This window comes from Oxalobacteraceae sp. CFBP 8761 (genome assembly GCA_014841595.1).
Taxonomy (GTDB): domain Bacteria; phylum Pseudomonadota; class Gammaproteobacteria; order Burkholderiales; family Burkholderiaceae_D; genus Telluria.
This window is the reverse complement of record JACYUE010000001.1, coordinates 2724951-2746108: the sequence shown is the minus strand read 5'-3', so window position 1 is coordinate 2746108 and position 21158 is coordinate 2724951. Positions and strand designations below refer to the sequence as shown.

At 65.3% G+C, this 21158-nt stretch carries 15 protein-coding genes and 4 tRNA genes; 8 read left to right on the top strand and 11 right to left on the bottom strand.

Annotated features, from left to right (window positions below; translation table 11 throughout):
* Positions 1-106 precede the first annotated feature (106 nt).
* Positions 107-940: a response regulator gene (locus IFU00_11905; GenBank protein ID MBD8542985.1), complete on the bottom strand. Its 834-nt coding sequence runs from the start codon at positions 938-940 to the stop codon at positions 107-109.
* Positions 941-1232: 292 nt separating this feature from the next.
* Here IFU00_11905 and IFU00_11900 point away from each other — a divergent pair, with 292 nt between their 5' ends.
* The 3 genes from IFU00_11900 to IFU00_11890 are packed head-to-tail and all read left to right on the top strand — an operon-like array spanning position 1233 to position 5651.
* Positions 1233-3155, top strand: coding sequence for a TonB-dependent receptor (locus tag IFU00_11900; protein ID MBD8542984.1), 1923 nt, complete (start codon positions 1233-1235; stop codon positions 3153-3155).
* A gap of 16 nt (positions 3156-3171) precedes the next feature.
* Positions 3172-3759 carry a YfiR family protein gene (locus IFU00_11895; GenBank protein MBD8542983.1) on the top strand — a complete coding sequence of 196 codons (588 nt, stop codon included), beginning with the start codon at positions 3172-3174 and terminating at the stop codon, positions 3757-3759.
* A complete protein-coding gene (locus tag IFU00_11890; GenBank protein ID MBD8542982.1) occupies positions 3759-5651 on the top strand; it encodes a response regulator in 1893 nt (630 codons plus the stop codon). Before IFU00_11895 ends, IFU00_11890 begins: the two co-directional genes overlap by 1 nt.
* An 87-nt stretch (positions 5652-5738) precedes the next feature.
* Here IFU00_11890 and IFU00_11885 read toward each other — a convergent pair whose 3' ends face one another.
* The 6 genes from IFU00_11885 to IFU00_11860 form a co-directional block, all read right to left on the bottom strand.
* The gene (locus IFU00_11885) at positions 5739-6707 is read right to left on the bottom strand and encodes an IS1595 family transposase (protein ID MBD8542981.1); all 969 of its coding nucleotides are present in this window, start codon (positions 6705-6707) and stop codon (positions 5739-5741) included.
* 153 nt (positions 6708-6860) lie between these two features.
* A tRNA-Arg gene (locus IFU00_11880) sits at positions 6861-6937 on the bottom strand.
* A 162-nt stretch (positions 6938-7099) separates the two neighbouring features.
* A tRNA-Arg gene (locus tag IFU00_11875) sits at positions 7100-7176 on the bottom strand.
* An 80-nt stretch (positions 7177-7256) separates the two neighbouring features.
* Positions 7257-7886, bottom strand: coding sequence for an NUDIX hydrolase (locus IFU00_11870; GenBank protein MBD8542980.1), 630 nt, complete (start codon positions 7884-7886; stop codon positions 7257-7259).
* Positions 7887-7975: 89 nt separating this feature from the next.
* Positions 7976-8052, bottom strand: a tRNA-Arg gene (locus tag IFU00_11865).
* Between the two features lie 191 nt (positions 8053-8243).
* Positions 8244-8320: transfer RNA gene (locus IFU00_11860), tRNA-Arg, on the bottom strand.
* 103 nt (positions 8321-8423) lie between these two features.
* Here IFU00_11860 and IFU00_11855 point away from each other — a divergent pair.
* Positions 8424-12314, top strand: a complete 3891-nt coding sequence (locus IFU00_11855; GenBank protein ID MBD8542979.1) for an SMP-30/gluconolactonase/LRE family protein — start codon at positions 8424-8426, stop codon at positions 12312-12314.
* On the opposite strand, the gene IFU00_11850 is transcribed toward IFU00_11855, so the two are convergent.
* Positions 12311-13252: a D-2-hydroxyacid dehydrogenase gene (locus IFU00_11850; protein MBD8542978.1), complete on the bottom strand. Its 942-nt coding sequence runs from the start codon at positions 13250-13252 to the stop codon at positions 12311-12313. The two genes, IFU00_11855 and IFU00_11850, sit on opposite strands and share 4 nt — an antisense overlap.
* A 122-nt stretch (positions 13253-13374) precedes the next feature.
* On the opposite strand from IFU00_11850, the gene ligD reads away from it, so the two are divergent.
* Positions 13375-15945: a DNA ligase D gene (gene ligD, locus IFU00_11845; protein MBD8542977.1), complete on the top strand. Its 2571-nt coding sequence runs from the start codon at positions 13375-13377 to the stop codon at positions 15943-15945.
* Between the two features lie 22 nt (positions 15946-15967).
* Here the strand turns inward: ligD and IFU00_11840 are convergent, their stop codons facing one another.
* Genes IFU00_11840 through IFU00_11830 form a run of 3 tightly spaced genes read right to left on the bottom strand, consistent with a single transcriptional unit; the run spans position 15968 to position 18231 of the window.
* Positions 15968-16201 carry a hypothetical protein gene (locus IFU00_11840; GenBank protein ID MBD8542976.1) on the bottom strand — a complete coding sequence of 78 codons (234 nt, stop codon included), beginning with the start codon at positions 16199-16201 and terminating at the stop codon, positions 15968-15970.
* Between the two features lie 2 nt (positions 16202-16203).
* Complete coding sequence (locus IFU00_11835; protein ID MBD8542975.1) at positions 16204-17241, bottom strand: Ku protein; 1038 nt, start codon at positions 17239-17241, stop codon at positions 16204-16206.
* A 24-nt stretch (positions 17242-17265) separates the two neighbouring features.
* On the bottom strand, positions 17266-18231 hold the full coding sequence (locus tag IFU00_11830) for an SDR family oxidoreductase (protein ID MBD8542974.1): 966 nt from the start codon (positions 18229-18231) through the stop codon (positions 17266-17268).
* A gap of 177 nt (positions 18232-18408) precedes the next feature.
* Between IFU00_11830 and IFU00_11825 the strand changes: the two genes are divergently transcribed.
* From IFU00_11825 to IFU00_11815, 3 genes are all read left to right on the top strand, one after another.
* The gene (locus IFU00_11825) at positions 18409-19881 is read left to right on the top strand and encodes a diguanylate cyclase (GenBank protein ID MBD8542973.1); all 1473 of its coding nucleotides are present in this window, start codon (positions 18409-18411) and stop codon (positions 19879-19881) included.
* Between the two features lie 103 nt (positions 19882-19984).
* A complete protein-coding gene (locus IFU00_11820; GenBank protein ID MBD8542972.1) occupies positions 19985-20824 on the top strand; it encodes an urease accessory protein UreD in 840 nt (279 codons plus the stop codon).
* Between the two features lie 27 nt (positions 20825-20851).
* Complete coding sequence (locus IFU00_11815; GenBank protein MBD8542971.1) at positions 20852-21154, top strand: urease subunit gamma; 303 nt, start codon at positions 20852-20854, stop codon at positions 21152-21154.
* Positions 21155-21158: the final 4 nt, after the last annotated feature.

The window sequence follows — 21158 nt, the reverse complement described above, 5'->3', positions numbered from 1 at the left end:
TGCCGGGGTTGCCATGCGCCCGAAGCCGGGCAGGATGCGTTTCATTGTAGACCAGCCGGGCGGGTCCGACTCACACTTTGTGAATGCGGACCGTTTCGCCCGTCGGTCAGCGTCGGCCCGGCTGACGCACTACCTTGGCCAGCGCATCCTGCAGCTGGTCGATTTCATAGGGTTTCTGCAGCGACTGGTACGGGAACTCGAGGTGCCGCAGCAGCGTATCGCCGTAGCCCGACGCGAAGATGATCGACAGCGCCGGGTCGTCGCTGATGGCGCGCTGCACCAGTTCGACGCCGGACATGCCGGGCAGGCTGACGTCGGAAAACAGCACGTCGTAGCGCTGGCTCGCCAGCAGCGCCAGGGCATCGTCGGGATGCGCCACGCCATCGGCTTCGTGACCGAAGGCCTTGAGCATCTCGCACACCAGGTATTGCGAGTCGACATTGTCTTCGACGACCAGGATGCGCAGGCCAGCGTCATCGACCGCTTCCTGGGCCGGCTGCACGGTGGCAGGAGCCAGCGCAATCTGCACGCCGCGCACGGTCCCGGTTTCGTCGCGCACCGGGGACAGGCGCAGGTCAAAACGGTTGTCTGCGTTGCCGTCGAGGCGGCGGAAGGTCAGGGCGGTGTCGGCCAGCACGCCGGCCTCACCACGCCAGGCTGCGGCCAGCGCCGCACCGGCAGCAGCCAGTGGCGGCGGCATGACCGGCGGGACCGAGCCACCGGGTACACGACCATAGCCAGGGCCGGCCAGGGCTGCGTAGGCCTCATTGAACACGAGGACCGTTTCCGGTCCCCATACCAGCAGGGTCGGGAGCGGCGAATTGAGCAGCAGATCGCTGCACAACCGCAGCGGCAACGGCCAGCGGGCGGCATCGCCCAGGGCGGTCGTGCTCCAGTCGTAGGAAGCGGTGCTCCGGGCGGAAAGGTCGAGGTCGGGCATGGATTGTTGTAAAAACGAAAATATTGGCGGCATCCTACACCAAACAGGATGCACCTGCTCGGGCAACCGTGCGCGCAAAAAAAAGCCCGCTTCGTAGGAAGCGGGCTAAATCTATTTCCTAGGAGGAGAATAGAGGAGACAGTGCAATCATGCTGCATTGCGTCAAATCAGTCCAATTTATATTTCCAATACCTGTCATTGCTTTAATCAATATCCCGGGAACGTTGTCAAGAACTGCGTTGTGGTGTGTGCGCACTTGGTGCGGGCGAGAAAATGTTCTACGATGGCAACTATGCCACCTTCTTCGTTGTATGTTTGCGCCTTTGCCGCACTGTTGTCGACCGCATATTCCCTTGATGCAAGCGCGCAGGACGATTCGGGCGCGCTGCCGTGGGCAGATTACTCGCTCGAACAATTATCCGATATCGCCGTGACGTCCGTATCGCGCCAGAGCGAGCCGCTGGCGCGCGCAGCGGCGTCGGTATTCGTGATCAGCGCCACGGACATCGCACGCTCGGGCGCGACCACGCTGCCCGAAGTGCTGCGGCTGGCGCCGAATCTCCAGGTCGCCCGTGTGAATACCCATGAATACGCGATCAGCGCCCGCGGATTCCTGTCGACCCAGGCCAACAAGCTGCTTGTCATGATCGATGGCCGCAGCGTGTATTCGCCGCTGTTTTCCGGCGTGGTCTGGGAAATGCAGGATGTGGCGCTGGAAGACGTCGCGCGCATCGAGGTGGTCAGCGGGCCGGGCGGTACGGTGTGGGGTACGAATGCCGTCAACGGGGTGATCAATATCATCACACGCAGCGCGGCCGAGACCCACGGCGGCGTGGTCACGGCGTATGCGGGGCCGGACGAGCGTGGCGCCGGTGTGCGCTACGGCGGGCAGTTCGAGAACGGACCGCACTGGCGCGTGTACGCCAGACAAGCCCGGATCGAGGCCGATCGGAGCGGGCCGGCTGAAGGCGCCGACAATCGCATGGCGCGCGAGCAGGCCGGTTTTCGTCTCGACTGGGAAGGCAGCGAGCACGATGTAACGCTCAGCGGAGACGTGTATGACGGGCGCTTGCGCAACACGTCCCTGTTATCGAGCGGGACGATGTCCGGCGCCAATCTGCGGGCAGAGGTCCAGCGCGATCTTGCCGACGCCGGCAAGTTGCGCATGCATGCCTGGCTCGATCACACGCGCCGCAGCAAGCCGGGCGTTGGGATGCAGCAGATCGACACGGTCGACGTCGAAGCCCAGCATCTGGTGCGCTTCGGTGCGCATGGCGTCACCTGGGGCGGCGGGTACCGCAACAGCCGTGACCGGATCGACGGCGGGCCCGTGTTGCGTTTCACGCCGGCGCGCCGCAATCTGCGCTGGTCGCACCTGTTCGTCCAGGATGAGTTGGCCCTGACGCCGGCGCTGCGCGCCGTGGCCGGGATGCGCGTCGAACACAATGTCTATACGGGCAGCGAGTTGCTGCCCAATCTGCGGCTCGCTTGGGACGCGAACGACCATGCGACGCTGTGGGCGGCCCTGTCGCGCACGGTGCGTGCACCGTCGCGCATCGACCGTGATCTGTTTGTCATTAATCCGGCCTCGCCGCGCCAGTTTTTGATTGCCGGCGGCGCCGACACGCTCGCGGAAACGGCGCGTGTGGCCGAACTGGGGTTCCGCGCCCAACCCATGCCGACGCTGTCGTATTCGGCCACGCTGTTCTATACCGACTTCGAGCGGCTGCGCTCGCTCGAGCCGGCAACACCCGGCGTAAGGTTACCGTACGTCATCAACAGCCTGGGCAAGGGCAATTTGCGTGGCATCGAATTCTGGGCCAGCTGGCAGGCCGCGCGCGGCTGGCGCCTGCACGCCGGCGGCGTGCTGCAGGACGTCGACGTGGGTCGCGAGCCGGCCAGTCGCGACACCACGGGGTTGTCCTTCCTGGGTGGCAATGACCCCAACCTGACCTGGACCTTGCGCAGCGCGCACGATCTGAGCGAACGCGTCTGGGCGGATTTTTCACTTCGTTACGTCGCACGGCTGCCGCAGCTGGCCGTGCCAAGTTATCATGAGCTCGACGCGCGGATCGCGTGGCAAGTGCGTCCCGATCTCGAGCTCGCCCTTGCCGGACGCAACCTGTTGCATGCCCGCCACGCCGAATTCGTCGCGGCAGGCAGCCGCCAGTTGCTCGAGCGCACGGTGTTTGCCAGCGCCACGCTGCGTTTTTGACGTGCGAATGGATTTCATGACTATCAATCAACCAGCTTGTCCGAAGCGCCGCAGGGCGTGCCTGGCCTTGATGCTGCCGCTGCTGGCCGGCCTCAGCCTTGGCCTGCCTGCGCACGCGATCGTGGTCGAGACTGCGCCCGTACTCGAACGCCGCGTCAAGGCCGCTTTCCTGTACAAGTTTTTGGGCTACGCCGATTTCCCGGCCGGCTCGTTCGCCGATGCGACGACGCCGGTGAGCATTGGCGTGGTCGGTGCCGACGACATGGCGGCCGAGCTGACCCGGATTGCCGCGGGCCGTCTGGTGGCCGGGCGCATGATCACGGTGCGCGCGCTGCGCGAGCAGGATCTGGCACAGCCGCTGCACGTGTTGTTTGTCGCCGGCCAGGATGATGCGCGCGCCGCACGCCTGCTGCGCGCCGCCAATGCGCAGCTGACCGTGACCGAATGCGAAGGCGGACTGCGCAGTGGCAGCGTCATCAACTTCACGATCATCGACGATCGGGTTCGTTTCGACGTCTCGCTTGACGCGGCCGAAAAGAAGAATGTAAAGCTCAGTTCGCGCCTGCTGACGGTAGCGAACCGTGTGCAAAAAGGAGCCACCTGATGTCTATGCACGATACCGGCTCCGTGCGCAGCAAATTGATCCTCATGGCGGTGTCCACCACCGCAGTGGCGTTGCTGTGCGCGGGTATCGCCATGCTGTTGCTCGACCTGCGCACCTTCCAGCGCTACTGGATCGACGACCTCACCACCCAGGCCGACATCGTCGCCAGCGTGACCGCACCGGCGGTCTCGTTCAACGACCCGGCCGACGTGGCGCAGAGCCTGACCCTGTTGCGGGTACGCCCGCAGATCGTGGCCGCGGCCGTGTTTACTGCGAATGGCACGCGCTTTGCCACCTACGTGCGCACCGGCGTCAAGGCCAATCTGCCCGAGCAACCCGAGCCGGCGGGCTACCGCATCGAGCGCGGCGAAGTCGTCCTGTACCACGACATCGTCGAAAACGGCGAGCGGGTCGGCACCGTCTACCTGCGTTCGCGCTACGGCGTGCTGGACCGGGCCCTGAGCTATGGCGCGATCCTGGGCGGCGTGCTGCTGGGCGCGCTCGTGATCGCCGCCATCGTGGCCTCGCGCCTGCAGGCCTCGATCACACGGCCGCTCGAAGCGGTGACCGATATCGCGCGCCAGGTCATGCTGCGGCGCGACTTCAGCCTGCGCGTGCCGGGCCACCAGAAGGGCGAGATCGGCGTGCTGGTCGAAGCCTTCAACGACATGCTGGCCGAGATCGGCCGCCGCTCGGACGCGCTGCAGACCGCCAACCGCACGCTCGAGCATGAAATGGACGTGCGCCAGAAGGCCGAGGGCGCGCTGATCCTGGCCGACCGCCGCAAGGACGAATTCCTGGCGACGCTGGCGCACGAACTGCGCAATCCGCTGGCGCCGATCCGCACAGGCCTGGATATCCTGCGCATTCGCAGCGGCGATGCCCAGGCCACACAGCGCGCGACCGACATCATGGAACGCCAGCTGCGCCAGATGGTGCGGCTGGTGGACGACCTGCTGGACGTCTCGCGCATCAATACCGGCAAGTTCACGATCAAGATGGGCCGCGTGGAACTCAAGGCCGTCGTCAACGATGCGCTCGAAGTGGTGCGCTCGTACATCGAGCTGCACGGCCACGAACTGGTGCTCGAATTGCCCGATCGCCCCGTGTTTCTGCACGGCGACGCGACGCGCCTGGCCCAGGTGCTGTCGAACCTGCTCAACAATGCGGCCAAGTACACCAACCGGGGCGGGCGCGTCGTGCTGAAGGGCGAAGTGGACGAGAACACCCTGATCCTCGAAGTGGCCGATACCGGCATCGGCCTGGCGCCGGAGATGCTCGACTCGGTGTTCGACATGTTCGTTCAGGTCGACTCGACGCTCGAGCGCAGCAATGCCGGCCTGGGCGTGGGCCTGTCGCTGGCGCGCAAGCTCGTCGAACTGCATGGGGGCACGATCACCGCGCACAGCGAAGGCCTCGGCCATGGCAGCCGCTTCGTGGTGCGCCTGCCGATCGTCGTCGAACCGGAGCCGCCCACCAAGCCGACCCCGGCCGCCTTCATCAGCGCCGAAAGCTACCGCATCCTGCTGGCCGACGACAACGTCGACTTCGTCAACAGCATCGGCGCGCTGCTCACGGCCATGGGGCACAGCGTGGTCATCACGCACAACGGGCCCGATGCGCTGGCCGCGGCCGCGCGATTCTGCCCGGATTACGCCTTTTTGGATATCGGTCTGCCGCACATGTCCGGTTACGACTTGGCGCGCGGGATCCGCAAGCTGCCCACTGGCGCGCTGACCGTGCTGATTGCCGTCACGGGGTGGGGCCAGGAGAAAGACCGCCAGCTGGCGTTCGAGTCCGGCTTTGACCACCACATGGTCAAGCCGGTGCGCTTCGAGCAGATCGAAGAGATTCTGGGTAGCCGCAGCATCATCAAGAAGCTGCGTACCTGAGCGTGATGCGTCGTCTGGCGGGGCAGGGCAAGCCTGTCCTCCGGATGACGCGGTGATGTTGTCGCAACCTAAAAGGCGCAGTCAGTGTTATCTGTTGATGACGCTGATAGCAATGCGGAACAATTGTTCCGGCAAAATAATTCGCTGTCCATCCAACGCCCAGCGCCAGCCTAGGTAATTGGGCAGGTAGCGCGACGCCACGCCGCGAAAGCCCTGTAGCCAGGTCTTGAAACGCTGATGGTAGGCATTCACGTTCTGCACATGGATAGCAAGATTGCCCAGTCGCCTCGCACGCACACCGGCGCGCAGGTTGACCGTCTCGTGCGCGATCCTGTGCTTGCGTGCAAAGGCGCGGTAGGCGGCATGGCTATCACTGACCAGCAACGCCTGCTTGTCGAGCCTGGGCAGCAAGTTACGATCGAGTTGCGCAGACGTGAGTGCACCGCGGCCAGTCACGGCATCGACCGTGCGCCCTTCGCGGTCGCGCGCGACCAGGATGCAGTCCAGTTCGCTGGAAATGCCCGGTTTGGCAGCGCGGCCGCCGCGATGGCGCGGTGCCCGGTCAAGTGTGCGTGAACCTTTTTGTGATTCGAGCAGAAATGTTTCGTCGGCCTCGACAATGCCATTGAGGACTGCGGGCCGGTCGAGCTTGACCCAATGCAGGAAACGGTGGCGCCATCGAAAGGCCGTGTTGCGGTGTACGCTGACCCGGTCTGCCGCCTTGCGTACGGGGAGTGAATCGAGCAGCGTCTGAGAATAAGCGAGCCATTTGGCCTTGAGCCTCAGCCGCGCCAGCGGGGTACCGGTCAGGTCGTTAAAAGTGCGGCCGCAAGCGCAGCAGCGATAGCGCTGCAAGTCGTTGGCGAACCCGTGCCGGTAGCAACGCTCGTTGCCGCATCTGGGGCAGCAGCGGCCTGGCGCTCTGGATTCACTGATGAGTGCGACTACCTGATCAAGCCCGGCTGCAGGGTGCAGGGCATCAAGCACCTGCCGGCGCTGCGGCTGATTCAGCGAAGGCAGTTTTGCAAACCAGCCCTTGAAACGCGGCGCTTTCATGATCGACTCTTGACGCTGTGGACAGGGGTTGGACCACTGGGCTGCTCGTCAGTTCAAGCTAGTCTCTATTTAACGCTGACTGCGCCACGTAAAAAAACCAGGACGCAAAGAAAAATGGCTCAGAATTTCTTCTGAGCCATTCTCTTGAAACTTTGGTGCGGCTGGCAGGAATCGAACCCACGACCCCTTGGTTCGTAGCCAAGTACTCTATCCAGCTGAGCTACAGCCGCCCGAAGCACGCATTATAGCAGCATGTATCGGATTGGCAAAGTCTGCCGTGTTTCAATGTGCTCGCGTATAGGTAATGTCTTCGGTCATCTAGAAGCAGCAGAAACTGTCACGCAAAAGAAAAATGGCTCAGAATTTCTTCTGAGCCATTCTCTTTGAAACTTTGGTGCGGCTGGCAGGAATCGAACCCACGACCCCTTGGTTCGTAGCCAAGTACTCTATCCAGCTGAGCTACAGCCGCCCGAGGCACGCATTATAGCGGTGTGTGGCGATCTTGGCAAACACGTATCGGGAGATTGTTTTGCCGGCGTCGACGCAACATCAGATTCGTCGCAGCGTATCGATGATGACCGCATCGTTGGGATTGCCCAGCATTGTCTCCAGCAGTGCCATCGGCACCAGGTGCACGGCCTGGCTTTCCCAGCCCATCAGCGCCGGATTGCCGCCCAGGCGCCGCGCCAGGTAGTAGCGCGTGAGCGTCTGCGTGCGCCGGCAGTCGATCAGGTGCCGGACGATCTGCACGCGCAGGCCCGATTCCTCGAATGCTTCGCGGATGGCGGTTGCCTGCAGGCTGATGTCCGGGTCGACACGGCCCTTGGGGAAGGTGGCGTCGTAACCACCGAAGGCGTTCGAGGGCGCGACGGCCCACACGCGGCCATCGTCTTCCACGATCACGACGCCTGCAGCGGGCGCAAACCCCTTTGGCACGACAAAGGGCGGCTCGTCGATGACGGCCTGGCCAGGGACCGTTTGCCAGTCGGCGTTGGTGGCCGGAATGTCGAGCCATGGTGCAAACGGCACATCGTTCAGCGATGGGGGCAGGGCGCCGAGCGGAATCACGGTGGCGATGCTTGCCGGGTCATCCCAGGTAGCGATGGCCGTTGGCGTCGAAGGGTGCGCGAGACGTACCGGCGCACCGTGCTCATCGGGTTGAGGATGGAAGGTGGTCATCGTCGGGAAGTTTGTTGGGAGTAGCGTGTAACACGAGCCCAAATGCAATAAGGGCACTTCTTGCGAAGTGCCCTTATCTTGAAAAGGTTTGGTGCGGCTGGCAGGAATCGAACCCACGACCCCTTGGTTCGTAGCCAAGTACTCTATCCAGCTGAGCTACAGCCGCCCAATGCGAGCATTATAGCGGGCAGTGAGCATCTTGGCAAAGGGTGATTATGCGCATGTGATGCTGATTCATCTGCCAGGTCAGGAGGGCGCTGGTGGAAGCCATATTCCGCCAGCCATGTCCATCAGTCTGCAACAAATACAGCGACCAAGAAAAAAGCCAGATCTCGCGATCTGGCCTTTCGTATCTTCTGGTGCGGCTGGCAGGAATCGAACCCACGACCCCTTGGTTCGTAGCCAAGTACTCTATCCAGCTGAGCTACAGCCGCCCGAGGCACGCATTATAGCAGCGGCATTTTATTTCTGGAAGACTCAAATTATTTCACGGCAACAAAGACCTCTGGTAGATTGGTTGCAGCGCAAATCGATCGGATGACCATGCCAGGTTTTACCTGGGCTGCCTGTAGCGGCCTGTTTCGTTTCACCTTCTTCCTGCTGCTGGCGCTGGCGTTGCCGGCCGACGCCAACCAGCGCAACCTGCGCTTCGAGCGCCTGTCGGTCGAAGAAGGCTTGTCCCAGCACTCGGTCATGAGCATTTTGCAGGACCGCCAGGGATTCATCTGGTTCGGCACCCAGGCCGGCCTGCATCGCTACGACGGCTACCGGATCGTCATCTACCGCAACGACGCCAACGATCCTGCCAGCATCCCCGACAACTTCATCTCGGCTTCGTACGAAGATCCGGATGGGCGCCTCTGGTTCGGCACGAAAGGTGGGCTGGCACGGCACGATCCGGCGACCGGCCGGTTCGAGCGGTTTGCGCTCACCCAGCCGGGCCGCACCGTCAAGCGTTCGGTGGTGGCGATCGTGCCGGGGCCCGATGGCGCGCTGTGGCTCGCGACCAATGACGGCGTGGTGCGCTTCGACCCGCACACGGGCCAGCAGCACAACCATGTATCCGATCCGGACAACCCGGCGAGCCTGCGCGACAACCGCGTCAATGCACTCGCATTCGACGGGCGCGGGGCGCTGTGGGTTGGCACCGCCGCAGGCCTGGACCGGCTCGACCCGGCGAGCGGCCAGGTCACGCGCTTCACGATGGCGCCGCCCGATGACGCCGAACGCAATGCCGTGCTGGCGCTGTCGATGGGACCGCGCGAGACGCTGTGGATCGGTACCGCGGCGGGCCTCGAGGCCTGGCGCATCGACGGCGATGTGCCGCAGCGGCGTCAGATCGGCGCTGCGGACGGGATGCGCGATGCGCGCATCCGCACGCTGTACCACGACAGCGGTGCGCAGCTATGGGTCGGTACCTCGGCCGATGGCCTGAAGTGGCTCGATCCGTCCAGCGGCCGGTTCACCGGCTACCGCCATCTGCCACAGGATCGGCACAGCCTGTCCGACAACATGGTCTCGGCGCTGCTGGTCGACCGCACCGGTACGCTGTGGGTCGGCACGTATTTTGGCGGGATCAATCGCACCGATCTTGCCAGCGGGGGCTTTGCGCGCTTTGGCGAGACGGAAGGGATGGGGCGCGCCAGGGTGCGGGCCATTGTCGACGACCCGGCCGGGCGCCTGTGGCTGGGCACCAGCGGCGATGGCCTGATGCTGCTCGACCCGGCCACGCGCACGACCCGGCGCTTCGGCACCGATGCGTTCACGGGCACGGTCGTCACTGCGCTGGCGCAGGCCGGGGGGCGGCTCTGGATCGGCACCCCCACCGGCCTGGCGTGGCGCGACGCGCGCGGGCGCATGGGGCGTGTCGAATTGGGCCAGAGTCCGGGCGCCAATCATATACAGGCGCTGCGCGAGGGCCGCGACGGCACGCTGTGGGTCATGACGCGCGATGGCCTGTCGGCAGTCGCGCCTGGTGCCACCACCGTGCGCCACTGGCGCAATGTGCCGGGTGACGCCACGAGCCTGGGCGACAACTATGGCTTTGCCCTGGTCGAAGACCGGCGCGGGGTGCTGTGGATCGGCACCGAATCGGGCCTGGAGCGCTTTGACCCCGCCAGCGGCACGTTCAGCCGCTTTCGCCATGACCAGCACGATGGCGCGAGCCTGCGCCACAGTCGTGTGTATCATCTGCTCGAGTCCAAGGACGGCCACCTGTGGGTCGGCACCGCAGGGGGCCTGCACCGGATGGTGCAGGCTGGCGGACGCACCTCGTTTCGCTACTATCCTTTCAGCAGCCAGGATGCGCAGTCGATCGGCGCCATCCTCGAAGACAACGCCGGCATCATCTGGGCCAGCACGACCGCCGGCATCACGCGCGTCGACCCGGTCACCGGCCAGACCAAGAGTTATAACGCCAAGGATGGCTTGATCGACGGTGCCTATTTCGTCGGCGCCGGCCGGCGCGGCGCCGACGGGCAGCTGCACTTTGGCGGCGTGAGCGGCGTCACGTCATTCAACCCGGCCGACGTGCATGACAATCCCTTCCCGCCAACCGTTGCCATCACCGACCTGCAGGTATTGAACCGCTCGCGCGGCATCCACAACCTGGCGGCGCAACGGGAGATCACGCTGTCGCACCGCGACACCGTGATCTCGCTCGAGTTCGCGGCGCTGCACTACGCCGACCCGATGGGCAACCTGTACGCCTACCAGCTCGAAGGCTTCGACGCCAACTGGGTCAATACCGGCGCGGGGCGGCGCTTTGCCACCTATACCAATCTCGATCCCGGCCAATACGTGTTCCGGGTCCGGGCCAGCAACAAGGATGGCGTCTGGAGCAAGGAGGCAGCCACGCTCGCGATCACGGTCACGCCGCCATACTGGAAGACATGGTGGTTCCGCACGCTGGCCGTGGCGCTCGTGGTGACGCTGTCGTACCTCGCCTACCGGCTGCGCATTGGCGCGCTCGTGACGCGCCAGGGCTTGCTCGCGCGCGAAGTCGACGCCCGCACCGGCGAGCTGCTGCTGCAGAAAGAAGCGGCCGAGCGCGGCAAGCGCGAGGTCGAACGTCAGAAGGAATCGGTCGAGCGTGCACACCGCAACATCGCGCTGCTGTCGGAGATGGGGCGCATGCTGACCACGAACCTCGACCACGAGGCGATCATGCTGACGCTGTACCAGCACGTCAAGGCGCTGATGGATGCACCGTTGTTTGCCGTCGCGCTGCGCCAGCGCGAGCGCGGCGTGCTCGAGCTGCCGTTCGCGATGGCGTTCGGCCGGCGCGAGGCGCCGCGCGAGCTGGCCTTCGATCCGGCCGGGCACCTGCTGGCGCGCTGCGTGAACGAGAACCGCGCATTCTTGCTGACGGATGTCGACGCCGAACTGCGGGCCTGCCTGCCCGACGCGCCTGACCTGGCTGCTGCAGTGGCGCTGGCCGCACCGGCGGCTGCACTCCCGATGCCGGGCTCGTTGCTATGCGTGCCGGTGACGGCGGGTGAGCGCGTGCTGGGCGCACTGACGGTGCAAAGCCTGGAGGCAAGCGCCTACGGCCAGGTCCACCTCGACATGCTCGGTACGCTGGCGGCCTATGTCGGCGTGGCCATGGACAATGCCGAAGCCTACGCGCGCCTGAAGGAAACCCAGGTGCAACTGGCGGCGCAGGAGCGGCTGGCGTCACTGGGTTCGCTCGTGGCCGGCGTGGCGCACGAACTCAATACGCCGATCGGCAACAGCCTTCTCATGGCCAGCACGCTGCAGGAACGCACGCACGCGGTGGCGGCGCAGTTCGAGGCCACCACGCTCAAGCGGTCCGACCTGGCCGATTACATGGGCGCGGCGCGCGACGCGTCGCAGCTGATCGTGCGCAGCCTGCACAATGCGGCCGAACTGGTGAGCAGCTTCCGCCAGGTCTCGGTCGACCAGGCCAGTGCCCAGCGGCGCCGGTTCGACCTGGCCCAGGCCTGCCATGAAATCGGCGCGACCCTGATGAATACGGTGCGCCTGAGCGGGCACCGGCTCGACATCGATGTGCCGGCCGGGATTGTCATGGACAGTTTTCCTGGCCCGCTGGGCCAGGTGATCATCAACTTCGTCAACAACGCAATGCTGCACGCGTTCGACGGCCCGGGCGGCGTGATGACGCTGACGGCGCTGGAAACCGACGGCCAGGTCACGCTCACGTTCCGCGACGACGGCCGCGGCATCGACCCGGCCTACCTGGGCCGGATCTTCGATCCGTTCTTCACGACGCGCATGGGCCAGGGTGGCACCGGTCTGGGACTGAACATCGTCTACAACATCGTCACGACGCTGATGGGTGGGACGATCCGCGTCGTGAGCCTGCCGGACGCCGGGACGGCCTTCCTGCTCGAACTGCCGCAGAAAGCGCCCGAGGCCCTGGCGGCCACGGTCAGCGCCGCTGTTTAAACGACGTTGGTTGGCGTGCCGGCATGCCACGCTTCGATATTATCGACCAGCATGTCGGCCAGCGTCTGCATTGCGCCAAAGCTGGCCCACGCGATGTGCGGCGTGAGCAGAAAGTGCGGCAGGCGCAGGCGCAGCAGCGGATTGTTCGAACCGGGCGGCTCTTCGCTCAGGACATCGAAGCCGGCGGCGATGCGGCCTTCCATCAGCACGTTCGCCAGCGCCGCCTCGTCGACCAGGCCGCCGCGCGCCGTGTTGATCAGGAGCGCGCCGGGCTGCATCAGAGCGAGTTCGCGCGCGCCGATCATGTGGCGCGTCGCGTCAGTCAGCGGTACGTGCAGGCTCACCACCTGCGACGTCGCCAGCAACTCGTCCAGCGGCAGCGCCGTGACGTCCGTATCGGTGATCGGCGAGCGCGAGGTGGCGACGACCTCCATGCCGAAAGCGCGCGCGATGCTGGCCACTTGCCGGCCCAGCGCGCCGTAGCCGACGATGCCCAGGCGCGTGCCGGCCAGGTCGCCGATCGGGTGGTCGAGCAGGCAAAAGCGGCTCGAGGTTTCCCACTTGCCCGCCTCGACGTCGGCCGCGTAGGCGCGCAGATTGCGGCGCAGCGCCAGAATCAAGGTGAAGCAGTGCTCGGGCACCGATACCAGCGAATAATTGCGGATATTGGCCACCACGATGCCGGCCGCGCGGCAGGCTGCCAGATCAACGTTGTCGGTGCCGGTCGCGGCGACGGCGACCATCTTCAGGTCGGGCAGTCGCGCGATGGCGTCGGCCCGCAACGGCACCTTGTTGGTGATGGCGACGGTGGCGCCGGCCAGGCGTGCCACGACGTCATCGACCGCGGTGGCGGCATGGTCTTGCCAGGTATGCTCGAAGGCGGGTATGCGTACGTTGGCGCGCAGGCTGTCACGGTCGAGAAAAACGATTCGCTGCATGGTGTCCCTTCGCGGTTGGCGGCTTGCAGTAATCATAACAGCCCCTGTCAGCGTGAGTTGCCGTACAGTCCGCGGCGCGCCACGGGACTACGCTGGCACGATCGAATTTCCCAGGGATTGCCATGACGGACGCGCTCAAAGCCTATAAAGCCAAACGCAATTTCGATATCACGACCGAGCCGGCCGACGGCGGGAAGGCGGGGCAGGACGTGCTTACCTTCGTGATCCAGAAGCACTGGGCCAGCCGCCTGCACTACGATTTCCGGCTCGAGCTCGACGGCACGATGAAAAGCTGGGCCGTGCCAAAAGGCCCCAGCTACGACACGCACGACAAGCGGATGGCCGTGGAGGTCGAGGACCACCCGATCTCGTACTCGGACTTCGAAGGCACGATCCCGGCCAAGCAGTACGGCGCCGGCAAGGTGATCATCTGGGACAAGGGCACCTGGGAGCCGCTGGAAGACCCGCGCGCTGGCTTTGCCAAAGGCAGCATCAAGTTCGCGCTGTACGGTCACAAGATGCACGGCCGCTGGACGCTGGTACGGATGAAGGGCCGTGGCGAAAAACAGCCGCCATGGTTGCTGATCAAGGAGAAGGACGATTACGCGCGCCCGGCAGCCGAATTCTCGCTGGTCGATGAACTGCCCGACAGCGTGAAGGCATTGCCGATGCCGAAGCGGGCGGCGCAGAAGGTCGAAGCGCTGCGCGAGGACGTGAAGGCGGCGCCTGCAAAGAAGGCACCCGCCAAAAAAGCACCCGCCAAAAAAACGGCAGCAAAGAAGGCACCGGCAAAGCGCGCGGCGACGCAAGACGCCACGTCGCCGCTGCCCGCCAAATTCTCGCCTGAACTGGCCACGCTCGTCGATGCGCCGCCGCCCGACCCCGAAAACTGGCTGTTCGAAGTCAAGTTCGACGGCTACCGGATGCTCGCGCGCATCGAGGGGGGCATGGTGCGTCTCATCACACGCAATGCGAACGACTGGACCGACAAGCTCATGCCCCTGAAGGAAGAGCTGGAGCGCATGGCGCTGCCCGACGGCTGGTACGACGGCGAAATCGTCGTGCACGACGACGATGGCAAGCCCGATTTTGGCCTGCTGCAGGCGGCATTCGACGGCAACGGCGCCGTCGACATCGATTACTTCCTGTTCGACATTCCGTACTTCGACGGCCACGACCTGCGCGAGATGCCGCTGGTCGACCGCCGCACGGTGCTCGAACAGGTGCTCAAGAAGGCCAAATCCGACAAGGTGCGGTTCTCTGCCGAATTCGGCGCCAAGCCGGATGAACTGATCGTCGCCGCCTGCAAGATCGGTCTCGAAGGCGTGATCGGCAAGCGGCGCGACGCCCGCTATGTGTCGCGCCGTTCGCCCGACTGGATCAAGTTGAAATGCGGCCGGCGCCAGGAATTCGTCATCGGCGGCTTCACCGACCCGAAAGGCGCGCGCACCGGCATCGGTGCGCTGCTGCTCGGGGTCCATGACGAAGACGGCGTGCTGCGCTATGCCGGCAACGTCGGCTCGGGTTTCAACCACGCGACCCTGACCAGCATCGCGGAACAACTCGAGGCGCTGCGCACCGACGCGAGCCCGTTCCCGCCGCGCGCCGTGCCGGGGCGCGCGCACCACTGGGTCAAGCCGGTGCTGGTAGCGGAAGTGAGTTTCTCGGACTGGACGAGCGGCGGCGCCGTGCGCCATCCCGTGTTCCAGGGGCTGCGCAAGGACAAACCGGCCAGGAACATCACCCGTGAGCAGGCACTTCCGGTAGAAGACGTCACAGATGACGAGCCGGTGGCCGCACAGGGCAAGCTGCCGGCATCGCTGAAGATCACCAACGGCGAGCGCGTGATCGACAAGGCGTCGGGCGCCACCAAGCTGGCGCTGGTGCGCTATTACGCGCTGGTGGGCGAGTTGATGATGGAACATCTGAAAGGCCGCCCGGTGTCGCTCGTGCGTGCGCCCGAGGGCGTGGGCGGCGAGCTGTTTTTCCAGAAGCACGTCGACGTGCGCAAGATGACTGGCCTGCGCGACCTGGACCAGGCGCTCGACCCGGAGCATCCGCCCATGCTCGAAGTGGCCACGCCGCCGGGCATCCTGTCGTCAGCGCAGTGGAACGTGGTGGAGATCCATACCCAGAACGCGTTCAAAGGCAGTTACCAGAAACCGAACCGGATGGTGTTCGACCTCGATCCGGGCGACGGCATCAAGTGGCCCGAGATGCAGGAAGCAGCGCAGCTGATGCACGCCTTCCTGGACGAACTGGGTTTGCCGGCGTTCCTGAAAACCAGCGGCGGCAAGGGCTTGCACGTCGTGGTGCCGATCAAGGGTAATCACGACTGGGACACCGTCAAGCGCTTCTCTCAGGCGATCGTGCACCACATGGCACAAACGCTGCCCGAGCGTTTTGCCTTCAAGAGCGGGCCGAAAAACCGGGTCGGCAAAATCTTCATCGATTACCTGCGCAACGGGCAGGGGGCGACGACGGTGGCCGCATGGTCGGCGCGTTCGCGCCCGGGGCTGGGGATTTCAGTGCCGCTGGGCTGGGATGAGCTGGACACGCTGACATCGAGCGACCAGTGGACGATCGCCAATGTGCATGAGCGGCTGGATGTGGGAAATACGCCGTGGCAGAACTATGCCACGGCGGCCAGGACACTGACCAAGGCGATGAAGCAGCTCGGGTTCGTGCCCTGAGGGTGAAGGTGAGCTCGGTGCGCTAGGCCTCGTTCCTGAAGATGCCGCGCACGTTCATGGCCAGCAGCGCGACCTGCAGCGCAATGAGCGCCCAGGCTTCGTCGTGCCAGCCCCAGATGATCCACAGCACGTTACTGAAGATGAACGTCCAGAAGCCCAGGATGCGGCGCTCGGCGCGCTTGGCGCCGACCAGGTAGGCGGCAATCAGGCTGACGGCCATTGCAGGCCATTGGAGAAAGTCGATGAATCCGTCCATCCTCACGCCGCCTTCTTGCGCGCAGGCGCCTTGGTTGCGGACTTGGCCGCCGCCTTCTTCGCTGCTGGCTTGGCCGCTGCCTTGGTGGCAGTGGCACGGGCCCCTGACGTAGCCGCCTTGCGCGCACGTGGAGGCGGCTGGTCGTCCCCGCTATCCTCGTCGTCGACCGGTTTGCGCGACTTGCGTGGCGGCGGATCGTCGTCGTCGTCATCGTCGTCAAGCGCGGCCAGCGCTGCCTTGGCCGGCTTCTTGCCAAGGCTGGCCTGGAGCAGGGCAACCAGGTCGATGACCTTGCCGGTGGTGCGCTTTTCCTTCTCGGGCTCGGGCTGGGTGATCGTTTTGGTCTGCTTGGCCTTGATCTTCTTCTTGACCAGGGCCAGCACATCTTCGCGGTAACTGTCGTGGTATTGCGCCGGCGCCCAGTCTTCGCTCATGCCCTCGACCAGGGCCATCGCCATCTTGAGTTCCTTGACGGTGACGGACGCCGTTTTCGAATTGGGCGACGGGATCTTGAGTTCACCCGCGTCGCGCATCTCGTCCGGGTAGCGCAGCGTATTGAGCACGATCGTGTCGCCCACGCAGATCAGCGCCGCCAGATGCTGCTTGACGCGGATGACCACGTGCGCGATGCCGATCTTGCCCGCTTCGCGCAGCGTCTCGCGCAAGAGCGCATAGACTTTCGCGCCGCCCTTGCCGGGCGCCAGGTAATACGGCTGGTCGTAGTAGATCAGCGGCACATCGCCAGCGTCGACGAAGGCCTGGATGTCGATCGTCTGCGTCGCTTCCGGATTGGCCCGGCGCAGGTCTTCGTCCGACAGCACGACGTACTCGCCATCCTCGTACTCATAGCCCTTGACGATGTCGTCCCACACGACTTCCTTGCCATTGCCCTTGTTGTAGCGTTTGAACCCGACCGGCGAAAAATCACGCCGGTCGAGCATCGTCAGGTCGAGCCCCTTGGTTTCGACCGCGGGATACATATCGACCGGAATGTGGACCAGTCCGAAACTGATCGCGCCCTTCCACATGCTGCGTGCCATTGCCTGCTCCTCGCTCTGGGTCTGTTATTCGCCGACGACGCCGGTCACCGGCAACACGATGCCCGTGATGTAGCCCGAGCACACGGGCGAGGCCAGGAACACGTAGGCCGGCGACAGTTCTTCAGGCTGGGCCGGGCGCCGGTAGTCGGTGCTGGCGCCGAATTCGGTGATGTCGTCCGGGCCCTTGTCGGCCGGGTTCAGCGGCGTCCAGACGGGGCCTGGCGCCACCGCGTTTACGCGGATGCCCTGGTCGAGCAGGCTACCGGCCAGCGACATCGTGAATGCGTGGATTGCACCCTTGGTCGACGAATAGTCGATCAGCTTGGCCGAGCCTTTCAGACCGGTGACCGAGCCCGTATTGATGATCGACGCGCCGCGCTTGAGGTGCGGCACGACGGCCTTGGCCATGTGGAAGTAGCCGAAGATATTGGTGCGGAAGGTCTCTTCAAAACGCTCTTCGGTGATATCGAGGATCGAATCGGCGTGTTCCTGGAATGCGGCGTTATTGACCAGGACATCCAGCCGGCCAAACGCAGCGACCACCTGCTGCACCGCGTCGTTGCAGAATGCCGGATCCTTGACGTCGCCCGCGATCGTGATGCAGCGGCGGCCTTCGGCCTCGATCCAGCGCTTGGTTTCTGCCGCATCGACATCTTCGTTCAGATACATGACGGCGACATCGGCGCCTTCGCGTGCGAACAGCACCGCGACCGCGCGCCCGATGCCCGAGTCGGCGCCGGTAACGATCGCAGCCATGCCATCGAGCTTGCCGCTACCCTTGTAGCCCTCGGCCATGAACTTCGGTTTGCTTTCCATATCGGCTTCGAGGCCCGGCTTGGCCAGGTGCTGCGCCGGCATCGGCGGCGCCGGCTGGTCGACGCCGGTCTGGACGGCTTCTTTACTCTCGGATTCATTCTTCCTGGCGTCGCGCGCGTCCTGTTCTTGCTGAATGGCGCGCTGCTTTGCTGCCACGTCGTCTTGATGTGCCATGGTGGTTCTCCCGTGAGTGTGGTTTCGTTCGCAAGAGTATTCGGCGCGCACCATGGTGCGACGGTGCGCTCCCACACACAGGACGACAATTGCTATGCTTGGCACGCCCGCTTATGGCAAACTTGCCTTGCAGCCATGCCGACAGGGTGCGGCTGGACCTACCTCTGGAGAATCACCATGCATCAAGAAGACGGCGCGCACGAAGACTTTACCTGCGTCTTCGTCAATCCCGTCGGCCAGCGCCGCGCCGATTTCCAGCACGGCTGCGACGGCATGTTCGCCAATCTGCGCGTGGCGGCAGGGGCCGAGCAGGCGCGCGCGCTGCTGGCGCGCGAACCGGCCGACCTGCTCGTGCTGGACCTCGAACGCTGCGACCTCGCCATCGACCTGGCAGCGCTGGGCGCCCTGGTCGCCGAGCGCGCCGGCGCACCGGTGCTGGTGCTGTGTCCTTTCACGAACGCGCGCTGGCTGCCGGCGCTGATGGCGTTCGGTCCGCTCGACTACGCCATCGGCCCGCTGCGCGCGCAGCAGACCCGCGCGCTGCTGGCGGCGCGCATGCGCACCGGATTCAGTGTGGTGGCGCCTGGCGCGTCCACCCCATCGGAAGCCGAGCTGCGCACGCTGCTGGCACTGCGTACTGTCTGTCAGCAGGCATTGATCGATGCCGACGACAGCGTACGCTTTGCCGAGCGCCTGTGCGCAGCGCTGGCCGGCTGGCCCGGCGTCGTGCATGCGGCGCTGTTTCAGCATCGCGATGGCGACCTGCATCTCGAGGCCGAGCAGGGCGTGGACGGCCTGCACCTGTCGGCGCTGCTCGCGCACGATGGCCGCTTGCTGCAATCGCCACTGCGCCATGCGTTCCCCGGCCTGCTGGCGGCGGCAACAGGGGAATTCACGCTGCTCGATACGCTCGACAAGGCCGGCGAGCCGGCGCTGGCGGCGCGCCTTGATACCTTTGGCGCGCGCATGGTTGTCGGGGTGCCGATCCCCGCGCCGGGTCCGGGCGGGCCCATGGGCTCCCTGTGCCTGCTGTTCGGCGACGCACGGCCTTTTTCGTCAGCGCAGTTGCAGGCACTGGACGACGTCGCCGGGCTGGCCGCGCATGGCCTGCGCATGGCCGAGATCACGCGCGAGAACGAGGCGCTGCTGGCCCGCATCACGCATCTTGCCACGACCGATGCCCTGACCGACCTGGCCAACCGCCGCCACGGCGAAGGCTTGCTGGAACAGGAAATCAAGCGCGCACGCCGCTACCGGCTGCCGCTGGCGCTGATCGTCTTCGACATCGACCGCTTCAGCCAGATCAACGACACCTTCGGCCACCCGGTGGGCGACCTGGTGCTGCGTACGGTGGCCGACACGGCAAGTGCGCTGCTGCGCGCGAGCGACGTGCTGGTGCGCTCGGGCGGCGAAGAATTCCAGGTGATCGCGTCGCACACAAGCGCGATTGACGCGCTGAAGATGGCCGAGAAGCTGCGCGCGGCGATCGAGCAGGTCGAAATACCCGGGTGTGACCACGTCACGGTCAGCCTCGGCGTGGCCCAGTTGGGCGAGGGCGAGAGCGGCGACTCGATGGCGGTGCGTACCCACGCCGCATTGGCGCGTGCCAAGCGCGCCGGTCGCAACTGCATCGAGCTGGCGATGTCCTGACGCGTTCGGGTGCGACGCGCACCTTTGCGGTGCGCGTCGCTTGCAAAATAGACGTCCCACGCCACGTCAAGACGCTGGCACGCATCGTGCTGTTTCATCAAGCATGCGCGATTGCACCCCTTCCGATCCATCCACGGTCTTCCCCGCCTGGCAAGCCAGTCTGGCGCTGGGCTTCGTGCGCGATGGCGACACGACACGCCTCGTGCGCCGCACGCACCGCGGCCCGCTGCGTGTGCAGAAGGCGCTGTATCCGGAAGGCCCCGGCGCCTGCCACGTGATCGTCGTGCACCCGCCAGGTGGCGTGGTCGGGGGCGACCGGCTCGAGATCGACGTCGACGCCGGCCCCGCTTGCAGCGTGCTGGCCACCAGTCCCGGCGCGGCCAAGTGGTACCGCGCCAACGGCCGCGTGTCGCAGCAGGCGGTACGCCTGCGGGTTGGCGCGGGCGCCGCCATCGAATGGCTGCCGCAGGAAACCATCTTCTATGACGCAGCCAGCGTCGACCTCGACCACGAGGTCGATCTCGCTGCCGGCAGCACCTATATCGGCAGCGAAGTCCTGTGCTTCGGCCGCGTGGCCGCCGGCGAAGCGTTTACGCGCGGACGGATCCGCCAGCGCACGCGCATTCGCCAGGAGGGTCGTCTGCTGTGGTGGGAGCAGGGCATCCTGACCCCGGATGGCATCGCCAGCCCCCTCGGCATGCGCGGCCATGCGGTGTGCGCGACCTTGCTTGCTGTCGGCCGGCCCGTGCCCGCCGCGCTGCAGGCGCACGTGCGCGCGCTCGACCCGCAGCTGGCGTCGAGCCAGGTGAAGTCGGTGTTCGTTGTGCGTTATCTCGGCGACGACGGCGAGGCGGCGCGCGCCGTCATGGCGCAGGTGTGGGCTTTGCTGCGCCCCCATCTGCTCGACCGCCCGGCGTGCCCGCCGCGCATCTGGCTTACCTAGACTGGCTCACTTGATACGGAACCGCCCATGGACCTGACGCCCCGCGAAAAAGACAAGCTGCTGATCTTTACTGCTGCGTTGCTCGCCGAACGCCGGCGTGCGCGCGGCCTCAAGCTGAATTACCCGGAAGCCGTGGCCCTGATCACGGCCGCGATCATGGAAGGCGCGCGCGATGGCCGCAGCGTGGCCGAGCTGATGAGCGAAGGCACGACGATCCTCGCGCGCGGCGACGTGATGGAGGGCGTGCCAGAAATGATCCCCGATATTCAGGTCGAGGCCACGTTCCCGGACGGGACCAAGCTCGTGACCGTCCACCATCCGATTCCTTAGCCGG